Origin of the sequence: Paenibacillus sp. FSL P4-0081, assembly GCF_000758565.1 — a bacterium.
Lineage (GTDB): Bacteria > Bacillota > Bacilli > Paenibacillales > Paenibacillaceae > Paenibacillus_AQ > Paenibacillus_AQ phytohabitans.
The window spans coordinates 7,033,648-7,054,060 of the sequence record NZ_CP009280.1 but is presented as its reverse complement, the minus strand read 5'-3'; the positions used below and the strand labels follow the sequence as shown (position 1 = coordinate 7,054,060).

The window sequence follows — 20,413 nt, the reverse complement described above, 5'->3', positions numbered from 1 at the left end:
TTATTATGAACGACAAGAAACATGTGCCGGTGCAGGCTCATTTCTATATCGTTATCGGACTGGTCTGGCTAAAGCTGCTGCTGCTGAGGGGTTTGTTTTTTGACCGGATTGCGTGGGAATGGATTGCTGCGGATATTGCACCGGTGCTGCTGATGATGGGGGTGCTGGCTCTTATTACACCTGTGCGGATGAGGAAGGCCGTCTTCTGGGGCTTCAATGGTCTGTTGTCGCTGCTGTTCTTCGCGGCCAGTGTGTACTTCAATCATTTCGGCTCGGTGCCGACTTATCTGGCGCTCTATGAGCTGAATCAGGTGTTCCAGGTGAAGGAAAGCGTAGAATCTACGATTGAGCTGATCGATTATCTGTTTTTTGCCGATCTGGTCATTATGATCATTTATTTGCTGTTCCGCAGATGGAAGAATGGTCCTGTACAGCAGCAGCGTGGCAGTCAGCCTTCACGCAGAGCCCGGAGAGTCTATCTGATCGCCCTGCTGGTGGCTATTATCGGCGGCGGTTCGTTGTCGGCCTATTCCATTGATTCTGCACGCGGAATTACGAATGAGCTGGTTCAGGCGGAAAGCGCCGGATTTCTGAACTATGAGGTGGTTGCCGCGATCAAAGCCCAGGAGGATAACGGTCTCATCGGCACCGGGGATATCAACGAAACGATTGCCAAGGTGGAGGCGCTGGAAGCTGCTTATCCATACAAGGATATCGCAGGGGGACTGCCGGAATATTTTGGATCGCAAAAGGGTAAAAATGTAATTGTAATCCAAATGGAAGCATTTCAGAATTTTCCGCTGCATCAGTCGCTGGATGGCCAGGAGCTGACACCGGTGCTGAACGGCTTGGCCGGAGAGGGCTTTTATTTCCCGCATGTCTTCCAGCAGGTTGGTCCGGGCAACACCTCGGATGCGGAGTTCATGAGCAATACTTCGGTTTATCCCATTGCAACGCTTGCGATGTCAACGGGCTTCGGAGACCGGGAACTGCCGGGGCTACCGCGTCTGCTGCGGGATAAAGGGTATGAAGCGTACACTTTCCACGTGAACAAGGTTGGTTTCTGGAACCGCAACGAGCTGTACCCGGCGCTTGGCTTCAATGGCTACTATGATAAAGGGTATTTTAAAAATGATCATTTCAACGCCTTCGGGGCTTCGGATGAGCAGCTCTATGCTACAGCGGTGGAGAAGCTGGCGGCATTGCAGAAGAAGGGTACGCCTTTTTATGCCCAGCTCGTAACGGCCTCCAGCCATCATCCGTTCCAGATTCCGGACAGCTTCAAGAAGATTAAGGTTCCGGAGGATCTGCAGGGCACAATGCTGGGCGATTACCTGACGGCAGTGAATTATACGGATTATGCGGTTGGCACTTTGATTGACGGGCTGAAGCAGCAGGGCATGTGGGATGATACTGTGCTGGTGCTGTACGGCGACCATTTCGGCCTGCAGCCGAAGGATGTCCCGGCGGAGCAGGTGGAGGAAGCGCTCGGAACCCCGTATGATGACCGGATCAGCCGGTTTAACATTCCGCTGATTATTCATGTGCCCGGGATGGAGCAGGGACAGGTCGTGGAGCGGACCGGCGGACAGCTGGATGTGCTCCCTACGGTGGCCAACCTGCTGGGGGTATCACTGAAGGACGAAGGCTTTACCGCTTTTGGGCATGATCTGCTCAATATTGACAGCAATGTGGTGGGGATGCGTTATTATTTGCCTACGGGCTCCTTTTTTAATGATGAGGTGATGTTCGTGCCCGGCAAAAGCTTCGCGGACGGAGAGGCCATCTCGCTGGATACGTATGAGCCGGTGGAGGATTTCAGTAAATATCAGACCGATTACGACTATATCCTGAAGCTGATGGGTTTGTCCGATGAATACGTGAAGCTGCTTCCGCAGCGTTAGGAGGAGAGACAGGGATTTGAAAAAGCTGAATAAAGCAGAGACTCTTGTGGCCCTTGCGGGCTGCGTTCTGATCCTCTATCTCTTGTTCCTGAAACCCTTCTCCGGCGTTGCCGACAACGGGGATTTCAAGCGCATGATGGAGACGGTCGGACTGAATTATTATGACAACACAGAAAGCTATGCGGACCGCTTTTTCAGCTATAGCCATAGCCGGTTTTCCTATGAAAATCTGTTCAAGGGCTTCTATCCTTCCTCACAAATTCTCGTTGTGCTGGTGCCGCGACTGCTTGCCGGGCTGGTGCATGGAAGTTACTTCGATATCCGGCTGGTTGCGTGCGTCTACGCTATGCTGCTGCTGTGGGCGACATGGCTGCTCGTGAAGCTCGGGGCCAGAGGCTCCTATATTACGGGGCTGCTGCTGGGGGCGGGGCTGCTGTTTGTCTTCTATGATATCGGTTATCTGGCTTATTTCAATTCGCTGTTCGGTGAGCCGGTATCGATGGTGTTCATGCTGCTCACCTTCGCGCTCGGACTCCGGCTGGCCGGATCAGAGCGGCCGCCGGCAGGCGGGCTGAAGCTGTTCTTTATTGCCGTGCTGTTTCTGGTCTGCTCCAAAATCCAGAACGCACCCGTCGGCCTGGCGTTTGCCCTGATCTTCCTGCGTTTGCGAACCTTGAATGGAACAGGGAACTGGCGCAAGCTGGCGCTCCGGTTCGCGGTGGCGACGGCGCTCGTGTCCGTGGCTTTGTACGTGGCTGCACCGAAGGAACTGAGGCATATCAACCTCTATCAGACGGTGTTTTTCGGAATTCTGAACGGGTCGCCGGATGTGCGCGGTGATCTTCGTGATCTGGGTCTACCGGAGCGGCTGGAGGTTCTGGCGGGGACGAATTATTTTCAGGGAGATACAGCGATCAAGCAGGATGATCCTTCGCTTACAACAGATTTCTATAATCTCGTATCTCACAAAGACGTGCTTTTCTTCTATCTGGGACATCCTTCGCGTCTGGTAGAGAATATGAAATATGCAGCGAAGAACAGCATGTCCATCCGTCCCTATTATCTCGGAAGCTATGAGAAGAGCATGGGGAAGCCCGAAAGGGCAATCGACTATACCTATAGTACATGGAGCCAGTTCAAGAAGAACCATCTGCCGCATACGCTCGGGTTTCTGGTTCTATTCTATCTGGTGTATTATGCGATTGTATTGGCTCACTACTTCCGAAGCAGGGGGCGGCAGGCGAGGATTGCCGGGGAAATGATGATGCTGCTGGGGCTGATTGGACTGTTCTCGTTCCTGGTGCCAATCCTCGGCGACGGCCGGGCGGATATCGGCAAGCATCTGTTCCTGTTCAATGTCTGTTTCGATATGATGGCCGTAGCGATGTTTGGCTGGGCTGTGCATAAACTCGTTATGCTTTTGAAACCTGTTTTAGCGGCAAACCGCTAATTGACCCGTTACGGATTATAGAATACAATGTGTTTGGAACTTTAGTAAAAGAGTGGAAAATGGCTTGGAACAGCCTCATTCTACAAGGGGGCCGCTATGCGTAATGATGATTACAAGGACAAGATTGAACAGGCAAGGCAGGAACTGAACAAACTAGCCCTGGAACACGGGATGCAGGATGTAAGGGTGCTTCGCCAATCGGTGAAGCTGGATGCGCTCCTAAATGAGTACAGTGATTGCAATACAGAGAAGGACGACCAGCTTTATTAGAGAATCAAAGAGCAGCTTTGTAAATTCAAAAGACACTTTAACGGCAGATATGCCGCTAAAGTGTCTTTTTTGATTGTATAGGAAAGTAGGATATTCGTCTGTTGTGGATCATTTTCTTTGGAATTTGAAGCAGGTCCGTCTGAAGGACAAATTGGTTCTTGTATCAGGAATTCCACTGAATCCCCGGAAGCCGGAGACTTGGGAAATCAAAGGGATAAATCCCTTTGATTCCGCTGAAAGTGGACGATATGAGGAAATTAGAGGGATAAATCCCTCTGCTGATCCCGCCGGACGCAGGCCCAAGGCAAGAATGAGTGGCAAAAGTGCCCCTGAATCTGCCGAAAGTGGGCGGCAGGCAGGAAAGAGTGGCAAAAGTGCCCCTGAAGGCAGGAGAAGATCAAAGGGATAAATCCCTCTGATTCCGCTGAAAGTGAGCGATATGAGGAAATTAGAGGGATAAATCCCTCTAATTCCGCTGAAAGTGGGCGATATGAGGAAATTAGAGGGATAAATCCCTCTGATTCCGCTGAAAGTGAGCGATATGAGGAAATTAGAGGGATAAATCCCTCTAATTCCGCTGAAAGTGGGCGATATGAGGAAATTAGAGGGATAAATCCCTCTGATTCCGCTGAAAGTGGACGATATGAGGAAATTAAAGGGATAAATCCCTCTGATTCCCCAAAAGTGGGCTGCAGGAGGAAATTAAAGGGATAAATCCCTCTGCTGATTTCGCCGGACGCTGGCCCAAGGCAAGAATGAGGGGCAAAAGTCCCCCTGATTTTACCGGCGGCTGCCCCAAACAAAGTAGTCAGAATAGAGCAATGTGAGATGGGCTTAAAATCTACATCAGCTGCACCGGCTGCATAGCTCCAGCCTAATTCACCTGCTAGGGGACTTTGTTCTGTTATATGTCCGAAGCATCCGAAGCATAGTCATCTCCCAGCAGCTCACGGAGCATTCTCTGCCGGTCGGTCATGAAGGCCCGCGTCACCGTATAGTGGTCTGTGTCTTCCAGAGCCACAGGCGTAATGCGCTCACCCTCCAGCTGGAATATATCCGCACCCGGATAGGACATCAGAATCGGGGAGTGAGTAGCGATGATGAATTGGGAATTCTGTGCTGCCAGCTCATGCATCCGCACCAGCAGCGACATCTGCCGCAAGGGGGACAAGGCCGCCTCCGGCTCGTCCAGAATATAGATGCCCTGTCCGCCGAAGCGGTGGACGAAAGTGGAGAAGAAGGATTCTCCATGGGATTGCTCATGCAGAGAATTGCCGCCGTAGGAGTCTTTGATGGATCTCCCAGCCTCCGGGTCCTCGTCCAGCTCATCGATGTAAGTAGCCACATTGTAGTAACTCTCCGCACGCAGGAAGAAGCCGTCCTTCGGCCGCTTGACCCCTTTGGCAATCCGCAGATATTCATAGAGACTCGAATGCGAGGCTCGGGTGTTAAATGAGAAGTTCAGCGTTCCGCCTTCCGGGTTGAACCCCCAGGCGGCTGCGATTCCCTCCAGTACAGTCGATTTCCCTGTTCCGTTCTCCCCTACAAGAAATGTAACCTGCTTCTGAAAAGCAATCCGCTCCAAAGCCCGCACCACCGGCAGATTAAACGGATAGGTATCAAAGGAAGGCACCTGTTCACGAAGCAGGTCTACATGGCGGAGATAGAGCATCGGGTCATACATCGAACTCATTTCTAAATCCCTCCTCTTAGCCGGATAGATGGAAAGCTGTTTCTTCGATTCTATATGAATTTTGGGGTGCCCGCAAAGCACCTGACTAAAGGCTTCGGCGCTCCCCCTCACTTTCCGGGGAACTGGAGTGGATGAAATCTGCAAAGGTTCGGGCCATGCGGGCGAAAGACAGGGGGCATGTGCCAATTTCGCCGTGATACAGACAGATGTCCATGAGGCGGATGCTGACTCCGCATATAGTACACTGTCTTGAGAATATGACGGGGCAGGGTGAAGGCCGTGAAAGCAAAAAATAGAAACGTGCGTCCGCGGGATTACCGTGACGGTTACACGGAAGGATACCGTCTCGGCTTGTGTGAAGCCGTGAAGCGTCTGAATTCTCCTGTAGTGGGTGCATGCCGGCCGTTTAAGCTGATGTATGTGCCCCAAGGGTTTCAGGCGATAGACACGGGAGTAACAGAAGCGCTGCGGCAGCTGGTCAGTGAGCTAATTATCTGTTCTCCGGAAACCATGCTGGAGGTGGCAGCGCGTGAGTCGCCGGGAGCGGTGCTTGTGATGAACGGGCTGCATGTGTTTCCCGAGAATCATCTGGAACAAATTACGGAAATAAGAAAATTGGGTATTCCGGCAGCGATCTGGTTTGTGGATGACCCGTATTTTACCGAGGACACATCAGTCATTTGCCGGCACTATGATTACGTGTTTACACACGAACTGGGCTGCGTAGAATTCTACCGTTCCCTCGGTGTGACTTCGGTGCATTACCTTCCGCTGTGCGTCAACCCGCAGATGTTCTACCCGCGCCGTACCGGACCGCAGTATCAATACGATGTTGTATTTATCGGCAATGCCTTCCGCAACCGGACGGAGCTGTTCGATGAACTGGCCCCGTTCCTCCGCGGCAAGAAGGTGCTGATCGCCGGCGGCTTCTGGGAACGGCTGAACACCTTCGAAGAACTGTCTCCATTCATCAAAAGCGGCTTCATCCCTCCCGAGGAAACGGCCAACTATTACAGCGGTGCCAAGCTTGTCATTAATATTCACCGTCCGTGGGAAGGCGGGCAGGACAACCGGAATACCTTCCAGCTGCCGTCCCTCTCCATTAATCCCCGGACCTATGAGATCAGTGCCTGCGGAACGATGCAGCTGACCGACATCCGCGAGGACCTGGGCAGCCACTACCGTCCGGGTCATGACCTGGAGACCTTTGCTTCTGCCGACGAGCTAAAACGCAAAATTGACTATTACCTGAAGCATGAGCAGGAGCGCCGCAAGTATGCGCTGCGGGGACTGCAGACGACACTGCGCCACCACACGTTTACCGCGCGTCTGCCTCATTTGCTGGGAGTTCTTGCTGCACAAGGGTGAAATCCATTATGGGATAGAAGGAGCGAATAAACATGAATAATCAATTTATAATGCCTGCGCCGCCTCTGCCGCGGACCCCTGCGGAAGAGCAGAAACTGAGTGGCCGCCTTACCGGCTTCAAGGTCGGATACGACGAAGGTTACCTGCGCGGACGCCTGGCGATTCTGGATGGCCGGCCGGAAGAGCCGCTTCCGGTACGCAATATCCATGTCATGTATGTGGCTTCAGGCAAAGGGTATCCGTATTCTCCGCTTGATGATGCGGTACTCTTCGCCCTGCAAAGACTGACCACGCAGGTAACAATTACGGATGTACGCCAGAATCTGGTGGAGCTGGCTTCGGCCCAGCGTCCGGATCTGGTCCTGGTCCTGGACGGTCTGGATTTACCGCTGGATCAGGTCGCCGTTCTGCGCGGCAGAGGCATTAAAACTGCGATATGGCTCACCGATGATCCGTACTATACGGATTTCACCATGAAAATCGTCGCCCACTATGACTATGTATTCACTCTGGAGCGTAATTGCGTGGAGTTCTACCGCGGCCTCGGGTGCTCTGAAGTTCATTATCTGCCTTTTGCCGCCCACCGCGAGCATTACCGCCCGACTACCGGACGTTCGCCGGTCAGCCGCGATGTCAGCTTCATCGGGTCTGCTTACTGGAACCGGATCAATTTCTTCCGCGATATCATGCCGGAGCTGATGAGCTACAACACGGTGATTAACGGAATCTGGTGGGACCGTCTGCCGGAAGCGCCTATCTATGGTGACCGGATTGAGATCGGCAAATGGATGTCTCCGCAGGAAACGGCAGTCACCTACAGCGGTTCGAAGATTGTCATCAACCTGCACCGCTCCCACATTGATGAGGTAGCCAATAACAATACGTTGTATATTCCGGCCGCATCGCCGAATCCCCGCACCTTCGAAATCGCCGCCAGCGGCACGCTGCAGCTCAGTGACGCCCGGGATGACATGGGTTCCTTCTATAAGGTCGGGGAAGAGATTGACACCTTCTCAAGCCCGCAGGAAATGATGGATAAAATCCGTTTCTACCTGACGCATGAGGAGGAACGCCGGGATATGGCGCTGCGCGCTTTTGAACGGACCCTGAAGGACCACACCTACACCATACGCCTGAACCAGCTGCTGACGGTCATTTACGGCTAAATCCCCGCAGAACGATTGAAAAATGTGCGCATCACCGGGGACAGGTGTCGTGCCGGCATCTGTGCCCCCTCAATATACTGGATGGAGTACCGGGTTATGATGTTAGCCTGCCTGCGGCGGATATCCACCGGATGAAAGAAAGTAAAGCTTAGCGCATGCTCGTAAAACTTAAGATGATGCTTCCGGAGCGAGTTTCACACGAAGAAATGCTCTGCAGTGAATGCTTCGTAAAACTTAAGTTTACGCTTCCGAAGCGAGTTTTACTGCGATGAAATTGCCTTGATGCTAAGCTTCGTAAAACTTTTAGGGAGGTGAATGGCTGCTCCACAGCCCCTCGCGGGGGAGCGCCGAGACACCATGGCCGACAAAGCTACAATCGTCCTCTTTTCCCATGTTTCCAATACACGCAGTATTACGGGTGCGGAGAAGCTGCTGTTGTTCTTCAGCCGGGAGCTGTCTCCTTACTTTAATTGTATTCTCGTAGCCCCGCAGGACGGGAAGCTGACGCGCCTGGCTCGGAGCTACGGAATCAATGTCCAGCTGTTATCTATTCCGCTTGTCTATGGAATGTACACTCCATACGCAGGCCTTCCGGCAGACATCCGCAAGCTTCAGGAGAGCCGGGAGTACCAGGAACTGAGTGACTGGCTTGCGGGTGTGCGCCCGTCGTTCATTATTTCCAGTACCTGTGTGCACGCTCTGCCGCCGATGGCAGCGAAATCACTGGGCATTCCGGTGGTGTGGAAGATCTCCGAGACCATTACGGATAACGAATTCACTCCGATCAGCGTGGAGCTGATCCATAACAACAGCGATGAGATTCTGGCCATCTCGCAGACGGCTGCGGCTTGCTTCCCCGAGGATATCCGTGAAGGCAAGGTGACCCAGCTCCCCCCGTCCTGGAATGAAACGGAAATGATGTTTGAAGCCTGGAGCAAGCTCCGGGGAGAACGGCGGAGTGAACTGAAGGTAGCGCCGGAGGAACCGCTGATCGGTTATGTCTCTTCCTTCATTAATAAAGAAAAAGGTCTGGAGCATTTCGTCAAAATGGCTGTCCTTGTGCATGAGCAGCATCCGGCAGCCCGCTACATTGTAGTGGGTTCCCCTGGAGACAAAAGCTACTATGAACGCTGTGTCCGCAAAGTGAAGCTGGAGGGGTTAACCTCCCGGTTCAGATTTGTCGGCTATGAAGAATGTCTGCCCGCAGCCTACTGCGCCATGGATCTGCTGGTCGTTCCCAGCCTGATCCGTGAAGGCTTCGGCATGACGGCACTGGAAGGCTATGCCTTCGGCAAGCCGGTAGTCGCTTATGATTCCGGCGGCTTGCGGGAGATTCTGAACGCTGCGGGCTGCGGTGAGCTGCTTGTGCCTGCGGCCGACATCGGTGCGCTGGCCGAGCGGGTGAACACGCTGCTGGCCGCTCCGGCCATGGCGGCGGCCATTGGCAGCCTGGCGCGGGAACGCATCGAGGCCGTCTACGGCCCGGCGGCTTACCGCGCCCGCCTGTACGGCTTAGCGGAGAGGTGGTATCTCCGCTATTGCCTCGCGCCGCCGCAAGTCAGCGGCGCCGAAGAAGCCCCGCCCGCAGCTCCGCCGGCGGGCGGGGAAGATGCCCCCGCGGCAGAGGCGCCGCGGGTACGCCCCTCGCGCCGCGCCGCACGGCTGCGGGGCGCGAAGCTCCGGCGCGGCAGGCTGCGCCGCGCCAAGGCCTGGGCGCGCGCGGCGGGAACGCGCCCGCGCCGTAAGAAGCGCGCGGCAGGCTCCGCGCGCCGGAAGGCCAGCGGCGGCGGCAAGCACCGCCGCGCGGGCCATGCGCGCCGCCGGGGAAGACGGCGGCGCAAGGCGGGCTGAGGTCCGCGGGGGAGTCCGCGGACCGGCACTTTGCCGGCGCTGCGCCAGCCGCCGCCGGCATCGCATCCCTCAGAGGGATAAATCCCTCTGAATCCGCATTACCCGCCGGAATCGCGCTAAATAGAGGGATAACTCCCTCTAAATCCGCCGCCCCCGCCGGAATCGCGCTAAATAGAGGGATAACTCCCTCTAAATCCGCCGCCCCGCCGGAATCGCGCTAATTAGAGGGATAAATCCCTCTAAATCCGCACTACCCGGCGGAATCGCGCTAATTAGAGGGATAAATCCCTCTAAATCCGCATTACCCGCCGGAATCGCGCTAATTAGAGGGATAAATCCCTCTAAATCTGCTCCACCAGGCGTAATCGCGCTAATTAGAGGGATAAATCCCTCTAATTCTGCCGCCCCCGCCGGCATCGCGCTAATTAGAGGGATAAATCCCTCTGAATCCGCACTACCCGCCGGCATCGCGCTAAATAGAGGGATAACTCCCTCTAAATCCGCCGCCACCCGCCGGAATCGCGCTAATTAGAGGGATAAATCCCTCTAAATCTGCTCCACCAGGCGTAATCGCGCTAATTAGAGGGATAAATCCCTCTAAATCTGCCGCCCCCGCCGGAATCGCGCTAATTAGAGGGATAAATCCCTCTGAATCCGCACTACCCGCCGGCATCGCGCTAAATAGAGGGATAACTCCCTCTAAATCCGCCGCCACCCGCCGGAATCGCGCCAATCAGGATCACAAATGCCCCTGAATTCGCTCCACCCGCCGGAATCGCACCAATCAGGGGCACAAATGCCCCTGAATTCGCCGCCCCCGCCGGAATCGCACCAATCAGGGGCACAAATGCCCCTGAATTCGCTCCACCCGCCGGAATCGCGCCAACCAGGAGCACAAATGCCCCTGAATCCGCTCCACCCGGCGGAATCGCGCCAATCAGGGGCACAACTACCCCTGATTCCACCGCTCCTGGCAGCCAGTCCTTCACCGCCGCTGCGCCGGACCGGCTGCCAGCTCTGACAGAACCGTCTGCCCTTCCTTAAGGGCAGGCCATAATCAAAGGGGAGTGAACCCATGAAGATCATGACGATTTTGGGCACACGGCCCGAGATCATCCGCCTCAGCGTCATCATTCCGCTGCTCGATGAGCATGCGGAGCGGCATGTGCTGGTGCATACGGGACAGAATTTCACGGCCAGCCTCAGCGGGATTTTCTTCGCCGAGCTGGGACTCCGCGCACCGGACTATGTGCTGCAGGATAAGCAGGCCGGACTCGGGGGCCAGCTGGCCGCCATGTTCGGGAGCCTGGAGAGCATCCTGCTTCAGGAGAAGCCCGACCGGATTCTGCTGCTGGGTGACACGAACAGCGCGCTGTGTGCAATCCTTGCCGAACGGATGGGCATTCCTGTGGTCCACATGGAAGCAGGCAACCGCTGTTACGATTTGAAAGTGCCGGAGGAGAAAAACCGCCGTGTCATAGATGCCGTCTCGACCATAAATATGCCTTATACCCAGCAGAGTAAAAGACATCTGCTCAGCGAAGGATTTCCCAGCCAGCGTATCGTGTTAACCGGCAATCCGATCCATGAGGTGATTACGCATTATGAGGAGCAAATCGGGTCCAGCGATATTCTGTCCCGGCTGAGCCTTGAAGCAGGCCGGTATCTGCTGGTGACTGCCCACCGGGCCGAGAATGTCGATGATCCTGAATCCCTGCTCCAGATTATGTCGGGACTTAACCTTGTGGCTGAACATTATGGACTCCGCCTGATCTGCAGCATCCATCCCCGTACGCGCTCCAAGCTTACGGAGCAGTTCCCGCTGACTATGAACCCGCTGGTGGAATTCCATGAGCCCTTCGGATTTTTTGATTTTGTCCATCTGGAGCGTAATGCCCTGTGCGCCATTACGGACAGCGGCACCGTTCAAGAGGAATGCTGCCTGATGGGGGTGCCGACAGTGACCATCCGCCGGACCACAGAACGTCCGGAGACGGTCGATTGCGGAAGTAATGTAGTGTCCGGCGTAGAGCAGAACAGCATTCTGCGCTGTACCCGGCTGATGACGTCACTTAAGCCTGCCTGGGAGGCGCCGGAGGGGTACCTGACCCCCGATGTCTCGGTTAAAGTAGTTAAATTTCTGCTTGGAGGGAACCTGCATGTTCAATAATAAACGGATTCTGGTTACAGGCGGTACCGGTTCCTGGGGGCATGAGCTTATCCGGCAACTGCTGCCGCAGCATCCCAAAGAAATCATCGTATTCTCCCGCAGCGAGTCTGCACAGGTAGCCATGAGCCGTGAATTTGAAGATAAGCGCCTCAGCTTCGTCATCGGCGATATCCGTGACAAGGATGCCCTCGTGGCTGCATGCCGCGGAGTGGATTATGTGTTCCATCTGGCGGCGCTCAAGCATGTTCCTGTCTGCGAAGACCAGCCGTACGAGGCGCTGAAGACCAATGTGGTCGGCACGCAGAATGTGATCGAAGCAGCGATTGCCAACAATGTGGAAAAAGCGATCTACATCTCCACCGACAAAGCAGCCAATCCGTCGAACTTCTACGGCATGACCAAAGCGATCGGCGAGAAGCTGTTCGTATACGCCAACCTGATCGGTTCAGGCACCCGTTTTGTAACGGTGCGCGGCGGCAATGTTCTGGGGACGAACGGTAGTGTCGTCCACTTGTTTATGAAGCAGATCAAGGACAAGGGACAGGTGCGGATCACAGATATGAATATGACCCGCTTCTTCTTCACCCTGCGCGATGCCATCACGCTGCTGTTCAAAGCCTCTGAGGTCAGCATCGGCGGCGAGATCTTCGTCATGACCATGCCAACCTGCCGGATCGTGGACTTGGCCGAGGTACTGATCGAAGCTTCGGGCAGAAGAGATGTCAGCATGATCGAGGCTGGAATCCGCCCGGGTGAAAAAATCCATGAGATTCTCATGAGTGATTTCGAGAGCTTAACTACCGTTGTCTACGATGAGCAGTATCTGGTTATTCTTCCTACCCTGGATATGCCGGAGCTGAAGGAGCACTACCGCGAATACCCGCATGTGTCCTTCAACAGCTTCAGCTCGGAGAACAATCTGATGGATCAGGCAGAGATCAAGGACATTCTGATCCGGGGAGGGTTCCTCAAGTGAAGCTGCTTATCCTCGGCGGAAACGGTATGGCGGGTCACATGCTGGCGGATTTTTTTCGCCGCCAGGGCAAGCATCACGTCTTCCATACAACCCGGGATAAGAACGATCTTGGCGGGCTGTATGTGGATGCCGATGATATTGCCGGCGTAGAGAAACTGGTCGAAATCGTCTCTCCCCATTGCATGATTAATGCAATGGGTGTACTGAATCAATTCGCCGAACGTGACGTAATCGGCGCTTACCATGTCAACGGATTCCTTCCCCACCGTCTGCGGCGGGCAGCGGACAGCGTCCATGCCCGGCTCATCCACATCAGTACCGACTGCGTGTTCGAAGGAACGCGCGGCGGGTACACAGAAGAGGATGCCACTGACGGCACATCCGTTTATGCCATCACCAAAAGCCTTGGAGAAGTGCGTGACCCCGGCCACCTGACGATCCGCACCTCCATTATTGGTCCCGAAATCCGCTCCGGCGGCATCGGGCTCATGGAATGGTTCCTGGCCCAGAAGGGCCGGGTAACCGGCTATGAACGTGTGATGTGGAACGGAGTCACCACACTGGAGCTGGCCAAAGTGATCAGTTCCCTGCTGGACTCTGATCTGTCCGGGCTGATCCATCTGGCCCATCCCCGGCCGGTGAGCAAATATGAACTGCTGCAGATGATGCAGTCGGCGTTTCATAAGGAGGATGTCAAGATCATCCCCGAACGGGTCCATGTGCAGGACCGGACGCTGATCAGCACCAGAAGCGACGTGAACTTCGAATTACCGTCCTATCCCGAGATGCTTGCGGAGCTGGCTGACTTTATGCACGGCTCAGAGATGCCGACATGAAGGGCCGGAGGCTGCTGATAACAGGAGCCGCCGGCTTTACCGGCAGGCATGCCGTAGCTTATTTTGCGGCTGAGGGAGCTGAAGTGACCGCTGTGGTACGCCGCTGCGCAGCGGAAGCTTCCGTCTTCCCGGCAGGCGTTCAGCAATATATCTGTGATCTCGGCGACCGTAAGGCTGTCGCCGGGATGATTGGAGAGGTCATGCCGGATCAGGTGCTGCACCTGGCAGGCAAGAACTCGGTTCCAGAGTCCTGGCAAGACCCGCTGCTCTATATGGAGACTAATGTAATGGCTACATTGTATTTGCTTGAGGCGCTGCGTTTCCAGCCGGCCAGCCGTATCCTGGTGGCCGGCTCCCGGCTTAAGTACAGACCGGATTCCGCGGCAGGTCCGCCACATCCCTACAGTCTCAGCAAGACGCTGGAGGAACTGGTGTCGCTGGCCTGGGGGACGCTGTTCAAACAGCCTGTTCTGATGGCGGAGCCCTCCAATCTGATTGGTCCCGGACCGTCCACCGGCTTCTGTTCCTTACTGGCGCAGCATATTGTGCGCAGTGAAGCTGCGGCCGGCAGGGGAGAAGCTCCACCCGCCGCATTCCGGATCTCCTCGCGGCATGTGCAGCGCGACTTTCTGGATGTGCGTGATGCCGTTAGAGCGTATGGCTATATTCTGGATCACGGAGAGAGCGGGAAGATCTACCGGATCGATTCCGGGACGCAGCGGGAGCTTGGGGAGATTGCCGGGAAGCTGCTGGCTCATGCAGCGGCTCCGGTGGAGATGGACTGGGGACCGCAGCATGCGGAGGAAGGTCAGGCTGCTGCTTCCCCAGCATCTGCCGTTCCGGCGAAGCCTTCGTCTGCATCTGCTGCTTCCCCAGCATCTGCCGTTCCAGTGCAGCCTTCCTCTGCATCTGCTGATAGAGAAGTACTGCAGGAAGAACCTGAGGACAATGCCGCCGTTCTCGGCTGGAAGCCGGGGATTGGTCTGGACCGGTCACTTGCGGATATTATCGGCTATACAAGGGCCGGCAAGGAAGGAAGAATATGATGAAGCCCAGAGTATCGGTAATCATTCCCTTTTATAATTGCCCTTATATTGAGCAGGCGCTGCAAAGCGCCTTGGCTCAATCCTGGCAGCCTTATGAGATTATCGTGGTTGATGACGGATCATTCATGCATGCAGAGCGCATTACCCCATATTTGCCGCATATTCACTACCTGGGCAAAGCCAATGGTGGTACTGCCTCCGCACTGAATCACGGTATTGCCCATTCTACAGGGGATTATGTAGTCTGGCTTAGCTCGGATGATATGTTCTATCGTGACAAGATCAACAACCAGGTTCTGTTCATGGAGCAGAACCGTTTGCTGATCACATACACCAATTTCAACTTCATTAACGGGGATTCGCAGCTGACCCAGCTGAACGCAGCGGCAGTGTTTCATAACCAGCTGGACTACTTACGCTGTTTCCTGCAGGGCAATCCCATCAACGGCTGCACCGTGATGTTCAAGCGGGAGATATTCGGAGCCATCGGCCTGTTCAATGAAGCTCTTCCGTACACTCATGATTATGATTTGTGGTACCGGGCGATTCTGAACGGATACCCTCCTATTATGCTCAATCAGTCTTTAACGGCCTACCGCCGGCATGACGGCATGGGGACGATCAAACATTATGATGTCATTATGGCTGAAGCCGCAGCGACCAATGCCCGCTATCATGCCCCGCTGAGCAGCCTGATCGCTTCCATGGGCGGCTAAGCAGGAGTAGAAATAAGAAGCGGGTGCAACTAATTAAGCCCATGCTTCCGAATTGAGTTTTGCGAAGAGAATTCAGGAAGTTGATGTTATCACAACTATTAGGAGGGAAAGCATATGTACCGGGAAATAGAAGTGAAAGACTTCCTGCCGGTCCTGCTGGAGCAGCTGAAATTCTCCGAGAGTATCCTGGATATCGGCAGCGGTACCGGTACGCTGCTGGAACGATATGAAGCGGCTGTTGTGCTGGGGCTGGATATCCACAGACCTTATCTGCTGCACCGCAAATACAAATCCCCGCATATCATTCCGGTTCATGCCGATGCCAGCCATATTGATAAGCTGTTTCTGCCGGGAACATTCTCTGCGGTTACACTGATTGATTCCCTGGAGCATTTCTCGATGAGAGAAGGCACGGAGCTGCTGCGGAAAGCGGAGATCATTGCTTCGAACCGGGTAGTCGTATTCACGCCGCGGGGGTTCTTCCCGCAGGAGGGAAAGGATCATTTCAACCTGCACGGAGAGTATTACCAGAAGCACTGGAGCGGCTGGGAGCCTGAGGATTTCCTGAAGCTGGGCTACGCTGTAACCGTACTGAAAGGCTTCCATCATGCGGAGAATCCTTCATTCCGTGAAGCGTTTGGCGAGGATCATGCGCCGCTGGATGCTTTGCTGGCCTGCAAAACAGTATAAATTGAATCGGGAAGGAGGTGAGCGCATGATTCCAAAAACCAAGGTTTCGGTGGTGATTCCCTTCTACAATTGCCCTTATGTGGATTTGGCGGTGAAGAGTGTGCTGGCTCAGAGCTACCCGGACATTGAGCTGATCGTTGTCGATGACGGTTCTACACGCTATATGGAGAAGCTTGAGGCGTACAAGGACAATATTGTGTATATCCGCAAAACCAACGGCGGTACCGCCTCGGCGCTCAACATGGGAATCAAGGCGGCCAGCGGAGCTTATTTTGCCTGGTTAAGTGCTGATGACCTGTTCCACCCGGATAAAATCAAAAGGCAAATGGAAGCCATCCGCAGCTCTGGAACCTCCTTCAGCCATACGGCCTATTACTATATTAATGAGCTCGGAGAGCGGTTCTCGGGAGTCATCAGCATGCCGTTTCATAACAGGGGTGATCTCATTGAGACCATGATGTCGGGCTGTCCGGTGAACGGCAGCTCAGTTCTGCTCGACATGGAGATTTTCAATAAGGTAGGACGGTTTAACGAGAAATTCCTGTATACACAGGATTATGATCTGTGGCTGCGTATCCTGCCGTATTATGAATGGTCCTATATCGAGGAGCCGCTGCTGGATTACCGTGTGCACAAAGAGATGGGCTCTGTCATACACAGTGAAGCGCAGAACCGGGAGATTGCTCTGGTGCAGAGCAGGCATCAAGGCATTCTGACGCAGCTGCTGAGAAAGGAGAGAGGGAAATGAGACTGACATTCCCGATTCTGACGTTGTCCAGAGGCGGTGCGCAACGGATGCTGGCCGAGCTGGCTAACCGTCTGGCGGAAATCGGCCATGAGGTGGTTGTTCTTTTACCCAGTCACGGCATTGTGGAATATGAAATGAAATGCCCCATTATCACTGCACCGGCAACGGTGCTGACCGAAGATGATTTTCCATACGGGGATGTGATCATCTCCAACTATTATACAACGGTGCCGGTTGCAGAGCGGGCCAGTAAACAGGGCAAGGGGCTGCATATCCGGCTGGCCCTATGCTATGAGCCGACTTTTTTACCCAATAATAATCTGTCGTTCGCCTCTTATAATATCACCCGCAACCTGCTTGTACTCTCACGCTGGCAGCAGGAGATCGTACGGATTAATCATGGCATTAAGGGCAGAATTGTTCCGATTGGTCTAAACCCTGATTTCACTAATACCCATTTACGCGGCAGAGGCGGGAATAAGATTGTCGTCTCGGCCATTATGCGCCGTCCCGAGGGCGGGTTCTCAGGCCACCGGGAACAGGATTATCTGCTTCAGCAGCTGGACATAGTGAAACAGCGGCATCCTGAAGTGGAGATATATATTATCACGCCACCGTCGGAATATGCTTCCTCCGAAACGCTGCAAGCGATGCTTGGGGATGGACGGTTTCAAATACGTACTCCGGGTAATGATTCTGAGCTGTCGTATCATTATAATGAGAGCGACATTTTTGTCAGCTCCAGCACCTATGACACCGGCTCATTGCCGGGGCTGGAAGCTATGCGCTGCGGTGCCGCGCTGGTCACCGTATATTCCGGGGGCAATCTCGAATACTGTGTACACGGGCATAACTGCCTGATGTCGTACCGTTACGAGAACCGGTTGGCCGAGGATGTCTCTGCACTTGTTTACAATAAAGAGCTCCGTCAGCGTCTAGCCGCGAGAGGAGAGTTGGATTCGGGGCGTTTCACCTGGGAAAGAAGCATGCAGATCTTTCAGACTGAGCTGTTTGAGATTGTATCCAAACAGGGCGTATAACCTAAAAGAACCTTCAAAACCCGGAAGCTGTACGGGGTTGAGGGTTCTTTTTTACGTTATTTTCAGAAGATCGAGAAGGAATTCATCATTTCACGGAAGGAGTGGGCATATTGCTCGAATCCAAAACGGGATACCATATGCTGCCGGCCCTGCTGGCGGATCGCTTCACGCAGCGGAATGTTGTTCATTAGCTCAAGCCCTTCGTTTACAGCCGCTTCCAAATTTCCGATCGGGTAAAATTTACCCGTAATGTTGTGGGTAATAAACGATCTGACCCCGTCAGAATCGGTGCTAAGTACAGGACAGGTACAGCAGATGGCCTCAGCTACAGCATACCCGAAGCCCTCTGTGATAGAGCTTGACAGCAGGAATCCCCCGGAACCGGCGATGGATGAGTAATATACCGGCATAATATGATTCGGAATGTTGGTGAACACACTGAGGCGGTCTTTCAGGCCCAGGGATTGCAGCTCTCTGTTAAATTGCTCCTTCTGGTCATCTGCAGCGAGATCGGGATCATGGAACATCCAGAGATGAAGATCAGGCTTGTGGAGCCGGATCTGATGGGCAATCTTCAGATATTCACTCCAGTTCTTATTGGTTTCCAGCCGTCCTACCCAGGCGATGACCGGATCGCAGGGCGGTTCACCGGGGATATGCTGGAAGGACTGCACATCCACAATGTTGGGAATGACATAACGGTGCAGCCAGGGACAGATCTCGATAAACAGCTCCAGTAAATGATCTGTGGGGGGAATCAGCACGGCATTGCAGTAGGAGCGGAGAAAAGGTACAGAATCAATAATCAGATTCCTTGCATCACTGCGCTTGCCAAGTCCCTGAGATTCATATATCAGAATACGGCCATACCCCAACCGGCGCAGACGTTCCAGCAGTAAATAGTCTGAAGTTACAATAATGGCATCATAATTATGCGTATCCAGCACCGCTTTGATCTCTGCATCCACGGAAGTGATAAACACCGGGAAGTTTGTCTGGTTGTGGCTTCCGGACCCCGGCATGAGGTAGAGCACATGGCATTCGATGCCGCTTTTCTGAAGACTCTCACACCGCAGCTTGTTAAGTGTCTCTACCCCGCCGCTTGGTACATAAAACGTGAATAAAACCTTCAAGATCACCCCTCCTGACATTAACCTTGCGGAGAAACACAGTCTGCTGTTTATAAGATACGCCAAGTTTCACTTACGCGTGACGGTTAAAGGGCGATGTGCCAAATCCTTTCAGGATAGCTTGGCAGGGCAGAGGCCATGCTAAAGCTTGTTACGCTGCAATTAACTATTCTTATGACGGGGGATGAACGGATGTTACGGTCGAAATTCGGTTTAACGGTTTCTGCTGCGCTGCTGCTGGGCGCGGTGAGTATTACAGGATGCGGTGCGAATAACTCTGCAACGGACAATACGGTGGAAACAAAAAGTGTAAGGGGGACGGACGGACGTATTTACGTCAACTCTGCGCAGAACGGAATGCGTGCGAATTCCTTCGACAGTATGGAGATGAGTGAGGAACTGGCGAATCGTGTGGCGGCCATGCCGGAAGTCCGTTCAGCCAACGTAATGCTGGTAGGCAAAAGCGCCTATGTAGCCGTAATGCTGGAAGAGGCGTCCGGAGGAGTCCATGCCAAGAGCACCCGGGGAATCCAGTCGTACAGCTATGGCAGTACCAGCGGCAGCGGCACATCCGGGATGCTGAGCGGTACGGGCAGACCGGCAGGCGGACTGGAAACAGGGATAGGTGCCGGAATGGGCGGAATGGACAACAGTACGCGTACCGGTAGAGGAACCGCAGCCGGTAATCCGGGCATGACAGGAACAGGCGGTTCCATTGCCGGAATTCCGGGAAGCATGACAGGCACGGGTACTGTAGGCGGTACGGGCGTTGCAGATCCGGAGAATTATCTGGGGAACGGCAACAACGGTATCATGTCCCGCAGCAATATGGTCGATGGACGCCATATGAAACGCGACATCGATGAAAGTCTGGGCAATACCATTGGAATCCGCAGCGTATCGCCGGGTAACGGAACCGCGATTACGGATAAGGACACGCTTACCCAGGACATGAAGGATAAGATCGCCGCAGAAGTTAAAAAGGGGAAGACAGACCTTAACAATGTGTATGTATCGGCCAACCCCGATTTCGTTGAGCGGGCAGATTATTATGCGCAGGAATTCCGTGCAGGGCATCCGCTTAAAGGCTTTGCGAATGAATTCCGCACGATGGTCGAACGGATTTTCCCTACGCGCAGCGGGTATTAAGTATTTAAGCATTAAGCATGAAGCGTGAAGCATTAAGTAAACTGCCCTGTCTCAATTAGGCTAGTATTCCAGCAGAATATGAAGCTTATTCAGCATGAGGGCATAGCACAGACACAAACAGCCAAGCAGCCACCGCACCCGAATCCGGGCCGAAGGGCTGCTTGGCTTGCTTATACATATATAGATCAGGGAAGCGGCAGACAGCTCGCA

At 54.1% G+C, this 20,413-nt stretch carries 18 protein-coding genes; 15 read left to right on the top strand and 3 right to left on the bottom strand.

What is annotated here, in order from left to right; all coding sequences use genetic code 11:
* Positions 1–5 precede the first annotated feature (5 nt).
* From P40081_RS29940 to P40081_RS37935, 3 genes are all read left to right on the top strand, one after another.
* The gene (locus P40081_RS29940; protein WP_042139761.1) at positions 6–1,904 is read left to right on the top strand and encodes an LTA synthase family protein; all 1,899 of its coding nucleotides are present in this window, start codon (positions 6–8) and stop codon (positions 1,902–1,904) included.
* Positions 1,905–1,920: 16 nt separating this feature from the next.
* The gene (wsfD, locus tag P40081_RS29935; RefSeq protein ID WP_042139760.1) at positions 1,921–3,354 is read left to right on the top strand and encodes a glycan biosynthesis hexose transferase WsfD; all 1,434 of its coding nucleotides are present in this window, start codon (positions 1,921–1,923) and stop codon (positions 3,352–3,354) included.
* Positions 3,355–3,450: 96 nt separating this feature from the next.
* Complete coding sequence (locus P40081_RS37935) at positions 3,451–3,624, top strand: aspartyl-phosphate phosphatase Spo0E family protein (RefSeq protein WP_081970240.1); 174 nt, start codon at positions 3,451–3,453, stop codon at positions 3,622–3,624.
* Positions 3,625–4,528: 904 nt separating this feature from the next.
* On the opposite strand, the gene P40081_RS29925 is transcribed toward P40081_RS37935, so the two are convergent.
* Positions 4,529–5,308: an AAA family ATPase gene (locus P40081_RS29925; RefSeq protein WP_042141605.1), complete on the bottom strand. Its 780-nt coding sequence runs from the start codon at positions 5,306–5,308 to the stop codon at positions 4,529–4,531.
* A gap of 279 nt (positions 5,309–5,587) precedes the next feature.
* Here P40081_RS29925 and P40081_RS29920 point away from each other — a divergent pair, with 279 nt between their 5' ends.
* The 3 genes from P40081_RS29920 to P40081_RS29910 all read left to right on the top strand — a co-directional run bounded on the left by P40081_RS29920 (position 5,588) and on the right by P40081_RS29910 (position 9,702).
* Positions 5,588–6,685: a CgeB family protein gene (locus P40081_RS29920; protein ID WP_371916299.1), complete on the top strand. Its 1,098-nt coding sequence runs from the start codon at positions 5,588–5,590 to the stop codon at positions 6,683–6,685.
* Between the two features lie 32 nt (positions 6,686–6,717).
* The gene (locus P40081_RS29915) at positions 6,718–7,851 is read left to right on the top strand and encodes a CgeB family protein (RefSeq protein WP_052422079.1); all 1,134 of its coding nucleotides are present in this window, start codon (positions 6,718–6,720) and stop codon (positions 7,849–7,851) included.
* Between the two features lie 357 nt (positions 7,852–8,208).
* Complete coding sequence (locus P40081_RS29910; RefSeq protein WP_042139757.1) at positions 8,209–9,702, top strand: glycosyltransferase; 1,494 nt, start codon at positions 8,209–8,211, stop codon at positions 9,700–9,702.
* Positions 9,703–10,379: 677 nt separating this feature from the next.
* On the opposite strand, the gene P40081_RS29900 is transcribed toward P40081_RS29910, so the two are convergent.
* The gene (locus P40081_RS29900) at positions 10,380–10,691 is read right to left on the bottom strand and encodes a hypothetical protein (protein WP_042139754.1); all 312 of its coding nucleotides are present in this window, start codon (positions 10,689–10,691) and stop codon (positions 10,380–10,382) included.
* An 86-nt stretch (positions 10,692–10,777) separates the two neighbouring features.
* Between P40081_RS29900 and wecB the strand changes: the two genes are divergently transcribed.
* The 8 genes from wecB to P40081_RS29860 all read left to right on the top strand — a co-directional run bounded on the left by wecB (position 10,778) and on the right by P40081_RS29860 (position 17,924).
* Entirely contained in the window at positions 10,778–11,872 is a 1,095-nt protein-coding gene (wecB, locus tag P40081_RS29895; protein WP_042139753.1) for a non-hydrolyzing UDP-N-acetylglucosamine 2-epimerase, read from the top strand.
* Positions 11,862–12,848 (top strand): polysaccharide biosynthesis protein, encoded by a 987-nt coding sequence (locus tag P40081_RS29890; protein WP_042139752.1) that lies wholly within the window; start codon positions 11,862–11,864, stop codon positions 12,846–12,848. Before wecB ends, P40081_RS29890 begins: the two co-directional genes overlap by 11 nt.
* Complete coding sequence (locus P40081_RS29885; RefSeq protein ID WP_042139750.1) at positions 12,845–13,684, top strand: dTDP-4-dehydrorhamnose reductase family protein; 840 nt, start codon at positions 12,845–12,847, stop codon at positions 13,682–13,684. The genes P40081_RS29890 and P40081_RS29885 overlap by 4 nt, the downstream gene beginning before the upstream one ends.
* The gene (locus P40081_RS29880; RefSeq protein WP_042139749.1) at positions 13,681–14,730 is read left to right on the top strand and encodes an SDR family oxidoreductase; all 1,050 of its coding nucleotides are present in this window, start codon (positions 13,681–13,683) and stop codon (positions 14,728–14,730) included. The genes P40081_RS29885 and P40081_RS29880 overlap by 4 nt, the downstream gene beginning before the upstream one ends.
* Positions 14,730–15,446, top strand: a complete 717-nt coding sequence (locus P40081_RS29875; RefSeq protein WP_042141602.1) for a glycosyltransferase family 2 protein — start codon at positions 14,730–14,732, stop codon at positions 15,444–15,446. Before P40081_RS29880 ends, P40081_RS29875 begins: the two co-directional genes overlap by 1 nt.
* A 114-nt stretch (positions 15,447–15,560) precedes the next feature.
* Positions 15,561–16,136, top strand: a complete 576-nt coding sequence (locus P40081_RS29870; protein ID WP_042139748.1) for a class I SAM-dependent methyltransferase — start codon at positions 15,561–15,563, stop codon at positions 16,134–16,136.
* Positions 16,137–16,161: 25 nt separating this feature from the next.
* Positions 16,162–16,884 (top strand): glycosyltransferase family 2 protein, encoded by a 723-nt coding sequence (locus P40081_RS29865; protein WP_042139747.1) that lies wholly within the window; start codon positions 16,162–16,164, stop codon positions 16,882–16,884.
* Positions 16,881–17,924 (top strand): glycosyltransferase family 4 protein, encoded by a 1,044-nt coding sequence (locus tag P40081_RS29860; RefSeq protein WP_042139746.1) that lies wholly within the window; start codon positions 16,881–16,883, stop codon positions 17,922–17,924. The genes P40081_RS29865 and P40081_RS29860 overlap by 4 nt, the downstream gene beginning before the upstream one ends.
* Positions 17,925–17,986: 62 nt before the next feature.
* Here P40081_RS29860 and P40081_RS29855 read toward each other — a convergent pair whose 3' ends face one another.
* Positions 17,987–19,063 carry a glycosyltransferase family 4 protein gene (locus P40081_RS29855; protein WP_305954227.1) on the bottom strand — a complete coding sequence of 359 codons (1,077 nt, stop codon included), beginning with the start codon at positions 19,061–19,063 and terminating at the stop codon, positions 17,987–17,989.
* 129 nt (positions 19,064–19,192) lie between these two features.
* Between P40081_RS29855 and P40081_RS29850 the strand changes: the two genes are divergently transcribed.
* On the top strand, positions 19,193–20,203 hold the full coding sequence (locus P40081_RS29850; protein WP_042139742.1) for a YhcN/YlaJ family sporulation lipoprotein: 1,011 nt from the start codon (positions 19,193–19,195) through the stop codon (positions 20,201–20,203).
* The last annotated feature ends 210 nt before the right edge of the window (positions 20,204–20,413 follow it).

Excerpts from the sequence above, each read along its gene's own strand:
- P40081_RS29880 (WP_042139749.1), top strand. The coding sequence starts at position 13,681 with ATGAAGGGCCGGAGGCTGCTGATAACAGGAGCCGCCGGCTTTACCGGC.
- P40081_RS29875 (WP_042141602.1), top strand. The coding sequence starts at position 14,730 with ATGAAGCCCAGAGTATCGGTAATCATTCCCTTTTATAATTGCCCTTAT.
- P40081_RS29865 (WP_042139747.1), top strand. The coding sequence starts at position 16,162 with ATGATTCCAAAAACCAAGGTTTCGGTGGTGATTCCCTTCTACAATTGC.
- P40081_RS29850 (WP_042139742.1), top strand. The coding sequence starts at position 19,193 with ATGCTAAAGCTTGTTACGCTGCAATTAACTATTCTTATGACGGGGGAT.
- P40081_RS29940 (WP_042139761.1), top strand. The coding sequence starts at position 6 with ATGAACGACAAGAAACATGTGCCGGTGCAGGCTCATTTCTATATCGTT.
- P40081_RS29890 (WP_042139752.1), top strand. The coding sequence starts at position 11,862 with ATGTTCAATAATAAACGGATTCTGGTTACAGGCGGTACCGGTTCCTGG.
- wecB (WP_042139753.1), top strand. The coding sequence starts at position 10,778 with ATGAAGATCATGACGATTTTGGGCACACGGCCCGAGATCATCCGCCTC.
- P40081_RS29870 (WP_042139748.1), top strand. The coding sequence starts at position 15,561 with ATGTACCGGGAAATAGAAGTGAAAGACTTCCTGCCGGTCCTGCTGGAG.
- P40081_RS29925 (WP_042141605.1), bottom strand. The coding sequence starts at position 5,308 with ATGTATGACCCGATGCTCTATCTCCGCCATGTAGACCTGCTTCGTGAA.
- P40081_RS29915 (WP_052422079.1), top strand. The coding sequence starts at position 6,718 with ATGAATAATCAATTTATAATGCCTGCGCCGCCTCTGCCGCGGACCCCT.
- P40081_RS37935 (WP_081970240.1), top strand. The coding sequence starts at position 3,451 with ATGCGTAATGATGATTACAAGGACAAGATTGAACAGGCAAGGCAGGAA.
- P40081_RS29860 (WP_042139746.1), top strand. The coding sequence starts at position 16,881 with ATGAGACTGACATTCCCGATTCTGACGTTGTCCAGAGGCGGTGCGCAA.
- P40081_RS29910 (WP_042139757.1), top strand. The coding sequence starts at position 8,209 with ATGGCCGACAAAGCTACAATCGTCCTCTTTTCCCATGTTTCCAATACA.